The organism is Dehalococcoidales bacterium, from assembly GCA_035529395.1.
GTDB lineage: Bacteria > Chloroflexota > Dehalococcoidia > Dehalococcoidales > Fen-1064 > DUES01.
Window position 1 is genome coordinate 1 of the sequence record DATKWT010000072.1, and the last position, 11,966, is coordinate 11,966.

Annotated in this window: 11 protein-coding genes; 2 read left to right on the plus strand and 9 right to left on the minus strand. The window is 54.3% G+C overall.

Annotated features, from left to right (window positions below; translation table 11 throughout):
• Positions 1 to 123: 123 nt before the first annotated feature.
• Positions 124 to 1,071 carry an amidohydrolase family protein gene (locus tag VMW13_04570; protein ID HUV44087.1) on the minus strand — a complete coding sequence of 316 codons (948 nt, stop codon included), beginning with the start codon at positions 1,069 to 1,071 and terminating at the stop codon, positions 124 to 126.
• Positions 1,072 to 1,115: 44 nt separating this feature from the next.
• Positions 1,116 to 2,573 (minus strand): CoA-binding protein, encoded by a 1,458-nt coding sequence (locus VMW13_04575; protein ID HUV44088.1) that lies wholly within the window; start codon positions 2,571 to 2,573, stop codon positions 1,116 to 1,118.
• Between the two features lie 402 nt (positions 2,574 to 2,975).
• On the opposite strand from VMW13_04575, the gene VMW13_04580 reads away from it, so the two are divergent.
• Positions 2,976 to 6,383 (plus strand): carboxyl transferase domain-containing protein, encoded by a 3,408-nt coding sequence (locus VMW13_04580; protein HUV44089.1) that lies wholly within the window; start codon positions 2,976 to 2,978, stop codon positions 6,381 to 6,383.
• Positions 6,384 to 6,436: 53 nt separating this feature from the next.
• Here VMW13_04580 and VMW13_04585 read toward each other — a convergent pair whose 3' ends face one another.
• The 7 genes from VMW13_04585 to VMW13_04615 all read right to left on the minus strand — a co-directional run bounded on the left by VMW13_04585 (position 6,437) and on the right by VMW13_04615 (position 11,590).
• The gene (locus tag VMW13_04585) at positions 6,437 to 7,987 is read right to left on the minus strand and encodes a DUF58 domain-containing protein (GenBank protein ID HUV44090.1); all 1,551 of its coding nucleotides are present in this window, start codon (positions 7,985 to 7,987) and stop codon (positions 6,437 to 6,439) included.
• On the minus strand, positions 7,984 to 8,931 hold the full coding sequence (locus VMW13_04590; GenBank protein HUV44091.1) for a MoxR family ATPase: 948 nt from the start codon (positions 8,929 to 8,931) through the stop codon (positions 7,984 to 7,986). Before VMW13_04590 ends, VMW13_04585 begins: the two co-directional genes overlap by 4 nt.
• A complete protein-coding gene (locus VMW13_04595; GenBank protein ID HUV44092.1) occupies positions 8,918 to 9,820 on the minus strand; it encodes a DUF4350 domain-containing protein in 903 nt (300 codons plus the stop codon). Before VMW13_04595 ends, VMW13_04590 begins: the two co-directional genes overlap by 14 nt.
• Before the next feature lie 166 nt (positions 9,821 to 9,986).
• Positions 9,987 to 10,241 carry a hypothetical protein gene (locus tag VMW13_04600; GenBank protein ID HUV44093.1) on the minus strand — a complete coding sequence of 85 codons (255 nt, stop codon included), beginning with the start codon at positions 10,239 to 10,241 and terminating at the stop codon, positions 9,987 to 9,989.
• Positions 10,238 to 10,975 (minus strand): hypothetical protein, encoded by a 738-nt coding sequence (locus tag VMW13_04605; protein HUV44094.1) that lies wholly within the window; start codon positions 10,973 to 10,975, stop codon positions 10,238 to 10,240. Before VMW13_04605 ends, VMW13_04600 begins: the two co-directional genes overlap by 4 nt.
• 140 nt (positions 10,976 to 11,115) lie before the next feature.
• The gene (locus VMW13_04610; GenBank protein HUV44095.1) at positions 11,116 to 11,373 is read right to left on the minus strand and encodes an NAD-dependent epimerase/dehydratase family protein; all 258 of its coding nucleotides are present in this window, start codon (positions 11,371 to 11,373) and stop codon (positions 11,116 to 11,118) included.
• Entirely contained in the window at positions 11,351 to 11,590 is a 240-nt protein-coding gene (locus tag VMW13_04615) for an SDR family NAD(P)-dependent oxidoreductase (protein ID HUV44096.1), read from the minus strand. Before VMW13_04615 ends, VMW13_04610 begins: the two co-directional genes overlap by 23 nt.
• A 119-nt stretch (positions 11,591 to 11,709) precedes the next feature.
• On the opposite strand from VMW13_04615, the gene VMW13_04620 reads away from it, so the two are divergent.
• A partial coding sequence (locus VMW13_04620) for a C2H2-type zinc finger protein (GenBank protein ID HUV44097.1) occupies positions 11,710 to 11,966 on the plus strand: 257 nt, incomplete at its 3' end.

Genomic DNA, 11,966 nt, shown 5'->3' on the forward strand with positions numbered 1-11,966 from the left:
GGTGGAGGCTCCTGCAATATTGAGATAGCACAGGCATTGATAGTAATCATTATAGCGATAGCGGTGTCTTATAGAACCTAATACTCTCCTCAAGACTCACACTCCAAGTGTGCTTCTGCACCATCAATCCACCCGAAACAGCCGGCGTGCGTTTTCGTAGAGCCACTTCTCCTTGACACTGTCTTTCAGGGGAAGGGCCTTCATCTCCTCCACGACCTGGCCTATCGGCATATCATAGGTCCACCAGCTTGAGGCAAAGACCACCTGGTCCTGCAGTAATGTATTGCCGAACTGCATCAGCATCTCCCACCCCGAGCCGGGGGTGGCGAAGTACTTCGGCCTATGGCCGGCGGTGCTGATGTAGACGTTCCGGTGCCGTCGCGCTACCCCGACCATCTCCGGCACCCAGGGCCAACCGCCCAGTCCGGCAATTATCCTCAATTCGGGGAAGTCCATGGCCACTTCGTCCAGGTAGCGAGGATGGCCGATGTCCATGGGAAAGTCGGTACGGTAGGTCATCGTGGTGTAGACGAAAACGGGGATATCCAGCTCAGCAGCCTTGGCATACAGCGGGTAGAACTTCTTGTCGTTGGTCGGGACCCCGAACCGGAACGGAGTAGCGTAGAAGCACTTAAGGCCAAGCTCTTTCACCGCTCTCTCCAGCTCCCGGACCGCTTTCATGCCCTCGCGAGGGTCAACCACGGCCACACCGATAAATCTCTCCGGATACTGCGATACAATCTCAGCGGTCTTTTCGTGGCTGTCGGCGTCGATTACGCCCCACTCAATCCCGGCCTCGTCGAGCTTCTCGATAAACTGCGGCAGGGGTACCACCGCCTTCTCTGCCCTTTCCCGTAGCCTGCTTTCCAGCTCCTGCGGTGAAAGCTCACGCCGCATCAGTTCCAGTTCCTCCGGGGTGAACTCCAGGGCACGGGCGCGGGCTTCTCCGAAGATATTACCGTAGTTGGCCAGGCCTTTCTCATCCCGGTGGAGCACATACTCCATCAGCCTGTCTACCGTCTGCTCCACCGTAGGGGGTAGATTCAGTTCCAGGTCGATAACCTTTGACATAGTCTACGCGCCTCCTTCTTACCCGTCCCACAGAAACATGCTGCTCAGGGTGTCGCTGCGGAAAGCTCCCTCTGCACCCGGTGGTACCGGTACAGCCTGGCCAGGGCACGGCTGGCTGCCTCCAGCGAGGTGTATACGGGTACACTTTTCTTGGGAAGCTCCCTCTCCAGCTTACCGCGAAGCTCCCTCTCCCAGGACTCATTGGCAAAGGAGTGAAAGACCAGCACCGCCGTCTTCCCGTACTCGTTGCCCTTACAGAAGTCGGACAGGTAATCGACTACTTTGTCCACCTGCTCCGACCCCGCCGAGTTTATCATATCCATGTGCGGTCGGAGAATCAGCATATCCACATTGGGGTCGGCAGCGACAAGACTCACTTCCCGTCGCAGTAACTCAATATCGCGAAACACCAGGCCGGTATCGAGTGGGTTCCTGATACTGGAACCGGCAGGCGGAATGAACTTCCTGAGCTCGGCCTGGGTCTCATCAGTCAAAGGGAGCACTTCCAGCCCCTCCCTGCTGCAGATATCGGCGGCCGCCACACTGGTACCGCCACCAAGGACCATCACGGCTACCCGGTTTCCCGCCGGTGGCTTCACATACTGGAACGTCATCGCTGCTTCCGCCATCTCTTCCAGTGAAGATACTGCTACAGCACCGGTCTGGGCAAAGAAGCCACGCCAGATAGCCTCTTCGCCAGCCAGGGAAGCGGTATGCGAGGCAACAGCCCTTGACCCCGCCTGAGTCAGGCCCGCCTTCCACAGGATAACCGGTTTCGTCCTGTTAATCTCTTTCACCTGTCTGAGCAGCTTCCGGCCGTCCTTGACCCCTTCCAGGTACATACAGATAATGCGGGTCTCCGGGTCATCCGCCAGGTACTCCAGGTAGTCCGTGCTGTCCAGAACATAGGCATTTCCGAAGCTTATCGATTTGCTGAAGTAGACCCCGTAGTTGGGGCCGTTGTGAGTGAACCAGTTGCTGTGCCCACCGCTCTGGGTGACAAAGGCTACCGGCCCGCTCTCCTTTGGCAGACCATCAAACGTCCCGACACCGGATGCAGGTACATATAGCCCCATGCAGTTGGGTCCGATGATGCGCAGGTCACCACGCACGGCAATCTCGCGCACCCGGTGCCCCAGTTCTATTCTCTCCGGCAGGCCCGTCTCCTCAAAACCGGCCGTAAAGACGTGGATGTTCTTAGCGTTCGCTATAATGCAGTCCTCCAGCACATCCGGTAGAGCTTGAGCCGGTACCGAGACAACCACCAGGTCCACCGGTTCGGGAATGTCGGATACCCTGGGATAGGCTTTACGTCCCATTATTTCAGTGGCCTTGGGATTGACCGGGTGGATACGACCGGTGAAACCCAGCTGCTCAAAGCTGTTAATGAAATTTCCACCTCCAAAACCACGTCCGCTGCTACGTGTAGCCTGTGCTGAAACCCCTACCATCGCCACTACCCTGGGCCGAAATACTGCTTCCATCTCCGGGTTCCAAGTCATAGTATGTTAATACTCCCTTCTTTTCGAGACAAACTAGTATCAATTCTATCCGTCTGGACTGGAGGCTGTCAACGGAGAGCTGTGCGGTGTCCAGGACATTATCGACAGATTAGGATAATAGCGATACATAAAAGGTAAAGAAACAATAGCCGAACCGGCCAGGATATTCACCTCCACCCCGGTAGAAGCCACCGGTACAGGTATGGTAGAATTATTAACACCAGACCCCCTTGAGGATAGCGATACCCACTCTTGATACAGCCCCTGCCCTCACAGGATAGGGGCCACTTCAAGTCTTTGCGAGCCTAGCGACTTTATATGGAATGAGCAGAATTTCTGTCATAATAAACGTGGAATACATCGTTAATGTACCACAGATAGACAAGGAGAGCAGGAATTTCCATGAAATTACTCATTGCTAATCGAGGAGAAATCGCTATCCGTATCATGCGAGCGGCTGCTGAGTTAGACATGCCTACGGTGGCGGTGTTTCCTGAAGATGACGTAAACTCCCTCCACACAAAAAGAGCCGATGAGGCTGTCGTCCTCAAAGGTGTGGGTGCTGCAGCCTACCTGGACATCGAGCAGATTGTTAACGTTGCAAAGGAATCCAAATGTGATGCCATCCATCCGGGTTATGGTTTCTTGAGTGAGAATGCAGGATTTGCCCGAAGATGTGAGGAGGAAGGCCTGATATTCGTAGGCCCCCGTGTCGAAAACCTCGAGGCATTCGGCGATAAAGCCCAGGCCCGAAAACTGGCTGAGCGCTGCGGCGTGCCAATATTGAAAGGCTCATCCGGACCGGTGACCCTGGACCAGGCCAAAGAATTCCTCGATTCATTGGGAGATAGCGGTGCCCTGATGATTAAGGCTGTTTCCGGTGGTGGCGGCCGTGGCATGCGACCAGTGTTTGGTTTTGATGAACTCGAGGAGGCTTACACTCGCTGCCAGTCGGAAGCATTGCAGGCCTTCGGCAATGGTGAACTGTACGTAGAAGAGCTGATGCAGCGGGCCAGGCATATCGAAGTGCAGATTATGTGTGACGGGTATGGTGGGGTAAGCCACTTTGGAGAACGGGAGTGCAGCATCCAAAGACAGCACCAGAAGGTGATGGAAATTGCACCCAGCCCGGGCGTGTCTCCGGCCTTACGCAAACGGCTCACCAGGGATGCGGTTGAGCTGGCAAAGGCGGCCAACTACCGGAATGCCGGTACTTTCGAATTTATGGTGGACACCGATGCGACTGGAGATGATGCCGCATATGCATTTATTGAAACCAACGCCAGACTCCAGGTAGAACACACTGTGACAGAGGAAGTAACGGACCTTGACCTGGTAAGAATCCAGCTTCAGGTCGCAGAGGGAAGCAGCCTTGGGGACCTCGGGCTTGACCAGGAGAATATACCCGAGCCCCGCGGATATGCTATCCAGGCACGAATCAATATGGAAACCATGGGTCAAGACGGCATTGCTTATCCGGCGGGTGGAAAACTGACCGCATTCGAGGTACCTTCAGGCCGTGGACTCAGGGTGGACACCTGCGGTTATGTGGGGTATCAGACCAGCCCCCATTATGACAGTCTCCTGGCAAAGTGTATCGGCCATTCCAATTCTACCGATTTCACCGATGCAGTTACTCGAACCTACCGTGCCCTCTGCGAATTCAAAGTAGAGGGGATTTCCACCAACATACCATTTCTGCAGAGCCTGCTTCAGCATCCCGATTTCATCGCTAATCGCATTTACACCAGTTTTGTGGACGACCACATCGAAGAGCTGGTCCAAACCGGTAGCAGGATACACCAGCGGCTCTTTTTTGACACCCCATCGGCACGACCTTTTGCCAATGCCGGCGCAACAGTGGACAGCATCGACCCCCTGGCTGTTCTGGACTATGGTCAGGAGGCCAGAGACGCATCGATCCTGCAGGGTGCGATCGATACCACACCGCCGGCACCGACATACGACATGGCAGGAATGGAAGGCACGGTTACCATGGAAGCACCCATGCAGGGTACCATTGTCAGCATCGCTGTGAGCGATGGTGATACCGTGAGAAAGGGCCAGGAAATCCTCGTCATGAATGCCATGAAAATGGAGCACGTGGTCCGGTCCCCTATCAGCGGTATCATCCGCAGGCTGGTCGTAACAGTAGGAGAAACGATATACGAGGGACACCCCCTGGCGTTCATCGAGGCGGGTGAGACCGATTTGGTCGATACAGATGTACAGGAACAGGTTGACCTGGACTATATTCGTCCCGACCTTGCAGAAGTAGTCCAGCGCCACGAAATCCTGCTCGATGCTGCGCGCCCGGATGCCATTGCCAAACGACGTAAAATCGGGCAGCGAACCGCCCGGGAGAATATCGCTGACATCTGCGATCCCGGAACATTCACGGAGTATGGCGGCCTGGCTCTTGCGGCACAACGAAGGCGGCGTTCTATGGATGACCTGATTCAGAACACACCCGCTGATGGGATGATTGCAGGCATCGGTGGTGTGAATGGCGATCTGTTTGGCGATGAAAAGTCTCGGTGTGCGATAGTGTCATACGATTACATGGTCCTTGCCGGTACCCAGGGTCACCAGAATCACAGAAAGAAAGACCGTATATTTGAGGTCGCCGCAAAATCGCGTCTTCCCCTGGTATTCTTCACCGAGGGGGGCGGCGGGCGTCCGGGAGACACGGACTCCACCGGCGTGGCCGGTCAGGATGTCATGGCGTTTCACCTGTTTGCCAAGCTCAGTGGCCTGGTGCCCCTTGTCGGTGTAAATGCCGGCAGGTGCTTCGCGGGAAACGCCATCCTGCTCGGCTGCTGTGATGTCATCATTGCGAAAGAAAACTCCAGCATCGGCGTAGGCGGCCCCGCGATGATAGAAGGCGGTTCCCTTGGTGTATTCACGCCGGAAGAAGTTGGTCCCATGAGTGTACAGGTCCCCAACGGTGTGGTAGATATTCCGGTCAAGGATGAGGCTGAAGCGGTGCGCGCGGCCAAACAGTATCTGTCCTACTTTCAGGGACGAATCGACAAGTGGGAGTGTGCCGACCAGCGACTTTTACGGGGGATTGTTTCGGAGAACCGGCTGCGGGTGTATGACATGCGGTCAGTAATCGAGACCATGGCGGACACAGGGTCCGTGCTTGAGTTGCGACGGTACTACGGTTTCGGCATGATCACTGCCTTCATTAGAATCGAAGGCCGCCCCCTGGGTGTCATTGCCAATAACCCCGCTCATCTCTCCGGTGCCATCGATAGCCCCGGGGCGGACAAGGCGGCAAGGCTCATGCAATTGTGCGATGCCTTCGACATCCCCGTACTGTTTCTCAGTGATTGCCCGGGCATAATGGTCGGACCGGAGATTGAGAAAACGGCCCTGGTGCGTCACTCCACCCGCATGTTCGTTGTCGGTGCCAATATGACGGTACCGTACTTCACCATTGTGATTCGTAAATCCTACGGACTCGGTGCCCAGGCCATGCAAGGGGGCAGCTCCCATGCCCCACTTCTTACCGTCTCCTGGCCTACCGGGGAATACGGCGGAATGGGGCTCGAAGGGCAGGTGAAACTCGGTTACCGCAAGGAACTCATGGCTATCGAGGACCCTGTGGAGCGAAAGGCAGAATATGACAGGATGGTTGCCCGGGCTTACGAGCACGGTAAGTCTATCAACATGGCAAGCCATTTCGAGATAGATGATGTCATCGACCCGGCCGAATCCCGGAATATCATCACTCGCGCGTTGAAGTCAGTACCCCCACCCCCACCGCGTACCGGCAAGAAACGCCCCAACGTCGACACCTGGTGACCGGCAGGTAATTGTGTAAGGCGATATGTGTTGCCGGTTGAGTCGGCTGGCAGTTACACAGCTACGACAGCTGTGCCACCTCTGGCAAGTCTATAAGTGAGGAATGCAAGTGCCCCGGCATCGTGATTACGGTGCGATATCACTACAACAGTGGCCTCTCTGCTCACCTTGTTAAGAGCACTATCAAGTGCCTTCGTGGCTGGACTGAGTCTGGCATCGGTATCGAGGTTCCTGTATTCCAACTGTAGCAGCTGGAGCAGCACTTCAGAGGCTTTGCTTCCCACAGTTCCCATCCGCCCGATATCGGCCCGTAGTCGGGTGACATCAGGTGGGTTCAGGTATTTCACCGGATTAACAGTGGTAATCATTTCTCTGGCAACCTGTAGACACTGAAGCAGGAGACGTCGCGGTGCCAGAGTGGCGGTGGTCAGTTTAACGTTCTCACTATCGTAGGCAGCCAGTGCAGCCGGAATGCCCTCCCGTGCCAGTGACAGTGCAGTGACTATTATCTTGTATGCCAACTGGTCTGCCTCCTCGGCATTCCCAACAGCCAAATTCACCATGACTACGGCAGACTGTCCGTGAAACTCGGCGAATTCCTTAACTACCAGCTCATTATATTTATAGGAATGCTTCCAGTCGATGTTCTTGAGACTGTCTCCCGGCTGGTACTGCTGGCTGCCGTAATATTCGATTCCCCTCCTCAATCCATATATCGGTCTTAACGCCGCCACATCCGCCATCAGAGGTAGTGACCCCGGTTTCGTTGTGGCAAGGTATCTTTCCGCCAGCCAGGCGGCATATCTCGCCCTGGGGATGACGAATAGACGTATCGGTTCCAGTTCGAACCTGACCTGTAGCAACCCCCAGCGGTCGACTGCGTACCCGATGAGTTTGACAATCGACGGCCCTGCCAATGGTGGCGATAGCGCGACCCGCACCACCAGCTTCTGTTCCTTCAGTGATAGCCTTTTGGCGCCTACCTTTAGCCATTCATACGGTGACATTACCAGCAGTTGCCCACCAATTCCGGTATGCCTGGTCAGTTCTATATCGAGATGACCATCCGACCCGGCCACCATCCGCTGATAGATTTGGATTTCCTCCACCGGCTTCAGGGACAGACGTAAAAAGACGACTACGTATAAAACCCCCAAGTATCCCACGACAACTGCGGAGGCAATTAACAGTGACCTGTTACCCAATAGCAGCGAAATACCCAGCACACAGAACGTCGTCACAAGCAAGATAATACCGATATCAGTTGGCCGACGCCGGTAAGCAGTATCCCTGAATGCCGCAACCTCGCCAGACCTTCTGAGACTATAATCGACGAGGACCATCGCCGGCAACGCAATGAGAGTGGCGATGAGATGACCCACCTGTGGAGACAGGAGTACTGCTATCGCCAGAAACGTGAAACACTCCGTCAGCAGGTTCACTGTGGGACTGGCGGCCCACCGCCGCAGACCAAGGTACCAGACCAGCAGTCCAATAGGCACAAGTGCCAGTACCGGAGAAGAAAGCACAGCCGCCGCCATCAGCGAGGCACTGATGTATATCCTCAAAGGTATTATGACACGTCGGTCATCGATACTTATCATGTCTCGATTCTAGGTACCGGCACCTTTTCCAGAATCCTGTTTATTATCATCCCGGGCATGACATCATCCATTTCCGCCTCAGGCTTAACCAGTATCCTGTGTTCCAAGGCGTAACGTGCGAGATACTTGATATCATCAGGGATTACGAAATCACGCGTGTCCATAGCAGCCAGCACCCGTGAGCACTTGAAAAGGGCTATTCCACTCCTGATACTTGGTCCTGCCAGGACATCAGGGTCAGAGCGCAGGCCGTCCACAATTGAAACAATGTACTCGACAATATGGGGTGATACGTAAATCCCTTTGATCAATGCCTGCAACTCTTTTATTTTTTCCGGAGTAGAGACGGGGTGAAGCTCAGGTTCGTCAATACGGTCAATGTTACTGATAACCTCTCTTTCCTCATCCATCGGTGAATACTCACTCAAGACTCTAAGCAGAAACCTGTCTGTTTGCACATCCGTCAGTGGATAGGTGCCCTCTGCCCCGGTCATAACTTGTGTGGCAATAACCATGAAGGGTTTCTCCAGCGGATAGGTCTGCTTCTCAATAGTCAACTGGTTTTCCTGCATCGCCTCGAGGAGGGCTGACTGTGTCCGGGGGGTTGTCCGGTTCAACTCATCGGCAAGCACTATGTTGGCGAAAATCGGTCCGTCAATGAGCCTCGATTCACCGGTCGGAGAATATAGGTAGAAGCCGGTTACGTCCGCCGGCATCATGTCCGGCGTGAACTGTATCCGGCTAAACTTGCCACCTATTGCCTCCGCAAAGCTGTTGGCGAGTTTCGTTTTTGCAGTGCCCGGATACCCTTCAATCAACACGTGCCCGCCGGCGACGAGGGCAATCATGAGTATCCTGATTATCTCATCCTTACCGACGATAGCCTTGGCAACCTCCCTGGTAATTCTCGCATAGATATCAGCAAATCTCTTAGTATCGTTCAACGATACCTCCTTTCTTCAGTGCGTACCTGGAGACGACAATGAATACTAGCGCTGTGGTACCTAATAGCCCCGCCGGGCTCGCAAGTATCGCCCGGAGCGAGTCCAACCCTGTCTTTGACACATCAAGGGGAGCCATTAGGAGATGTGAGGTTACAAACGAGATACTCTGCTGCTGGCCATTACGGCTGGTCAGATGCCTGATGAAGGCGTAGTTATCGTCCCTGCCCACAATGCTGTTTATCACAATGCTGGGGTCTGCTACCACAACAACCTCGCCATCCCCAATCGAAAATTGTGCTGCCACCGGGAAGGGGCCCGAAGGTTCTTCATCTTCCCATGTCTCACTCTCGTCCTCATCCAGGAAACTGGAAACCGAGGACCAGGCGATTATGTGGGACTCCGGGACGTCGAGTAAAGCGGTAGCATGATTCAGTACGATAGCATCGATCCCGGCTTCCATTACCTCCGGGGTGAAATCCAATATCCTTGGTAGCCGGAGATTCTTGAGATTAAAGACGGGATCGAGTAGAGGCTGGTTACTGAAGCGAACATCCAATCCCAGGTATGACAGAACCTGATTTCCATAGCCGTAATCATCCATCAAGAGCAGGGTGCCGCCGCCACCAACGAATCGCCCCACTGCTGCCAGTTCCTCCGTATCCAACTCAATGTAGGGGATGAGCACCAGAACAACCCCCGATGTCGTATCCGGCAGGTCATCCAGCGAATCAATAGTGGCTGCCCCGTACGCATCACAGAACCTTTTAACCCCGTTCCACATATCATTGTGCGTCATGAAATCCTCTGTCGATGGCAGGAAGTGCACACACAACATTGAGAGAACCAGTACCAGAACAACCACACCCAACAAGAGGCTAGCCGTCCTCATCTCTGAAAACCCCCTCTATTATGGGCAAAGTGCATCTTCCCAGGCAATACCTCTACCTCGGTTACGTCCAGTCATAACAAGAAGTCCGTCACATCATCGAGATACCAGAACAAGGAGACACCACCAAAAAAGATCCTCGGTGGCTTCAGATTCCTGTAAATACTCATCAACCCGACAGAGCCTCCACTGCCTTCAGGGTTACAATCACCAGGAAGCTGGCAAAAAAGACAACGCCGACGGTATTGAGAATCTTGCGCGCCCTGGGATTGAAATAGACGTAGAGCAGCGTAATTACCAGATAAGCAATGACATTCACCGTGAAGTAGACTGCTATATCCTTTTCGCCCATGAAGGCCAGAATGGTATTTATCAGGCAGGTGACCACGGCAAGGAATACCACGTATTTATTGTATATCCTCAAGATGACAGTACCTCGAGAGCAATTCTGCTCTTTCCATTGCTATAGTCCTCGTCCTTGATTCTGACGGGGCGTCCCAGTGCCTCGCTTGATATTGCGGCCACAATGGAAGCTATCGGACTACCCAGGCAACGATAGTACCACACATCCTCATAGTGAAGCCGCGACCCTTTAATCTCCACGTCAACTGTACCGTCGGTTAGTCTGACAGCCACCGAAGTAGCGATATCAAGCACCCCGGTCAGAATATAGGTCACCGCAGCCTCGATTTCGCCGGACGTCGGTCCTGGCCTGGTCTCCAGCAAATCAATGTTCATGCTGCCTGCCGTAGTCACGGAGATTGCCATATCGCCGGGGTCACTTCCATACCTAACTATCAACCGCGCCGGTATCTTCCCCCTGATATGGAGAATGTCCTGGTTATCCGCCAAGGGTATCAGGGCCCTTGGGGAACCACCTGTTATTGTCGATGGCAGATAAACGGCCTTGCCCCTGAGCTCGAGTTCCTCAAGCAGAACCGCGGTATTTTGCATTCCGGTCTTCAGCATCAACTCACAAGCTTCAGGAGAGACTGGGGGTCTTGTACCAGCCAGAACAATAGAGGTGAAGCCAAGCATGATTGCCGATAGACCCAGAGCCGTGAATGGCACGGACCCGATGGCAAAGTAGGATATCGGCGCAAATGTGCCACCGGCCAGGCAGAGTACCAGACCCAGCATTCGGTAAGGATTTCTCATTCCAGTATGTCTCCTCGCAACAATCATGGGCAACTCAGTCATTATTGTCAAGATAGGATTATGCCGGAGAACTGCCAGGAGAAATCCGCAGTCAAGCCTCCCCAGCCTCGCGGAAACCGTCCATGTGACGCTCTACGTAATCAGTACTCGCCGACAAGCTTGCTCACGGAACAGGGAGACCGGGGATTGGGAGTTATCGCCTCTGTCTTGGGAAGGGTGGGCGTATCCCCGTAGACCGACGATGAGGATGCGTAGACCACCTTCCTGACCCCCTTGTCCCGGGCAGCCAGCAGTATATTCAGGGTACCGGTGGCATTCGCCTCGTGAGAGGCTAACGAATTGTCAATACTCCCGGGGGACACTGGCAATTGCGGCCTAGTGAAAAATGCAATGAGCACCTTCGAAAGCTTCCTGCAAGAGAGCAAGGTCGGTAATGCTGCCCTCAACGAACTCCACCTGGCCATTCTTGAGCAGGTGTTCTATGTTCTCCCTCTTGCCGGTAGACAGGTCGTCAAGGACGGTAACCCGGTATCCTCGCCTTACCAGTTCATCGACGATGTTTGAGCCGATGAAACCGGCCCCTCCGGTAACGACCGCTTTTTCTCCCTGACCCATATCTACTCCTGCTAGCTTCGCCTGATTAATCATAGCCCAACAAATGTCGAATGGCAAGAGGTCACAATCTCGAATTCAGGACTTGACATTCGAGTATCTCAGTAGTATACTCAGTACTAATGAACAGGTGTGATATTTGCGGTGTCGAGTTCAAAACCGCCCAGGGACTGGCCGGCCACAAACGCTTTCGCCACGGCCCTGCCGGACTGGCCAGCGAGCTTGAAACGACCCTTGTCAGCAGGCAGATTCACCGCAAGGTGTTCAGCCGCCTCAGTGATAGGCTGGCCGACAGGCTGGCGGATGCAATCATGGAAAGCCACGGTGAGGAGATGCTGGAGGTCTACCTGCTGGAACTCTCCCGTCAGGGAGTTGACCT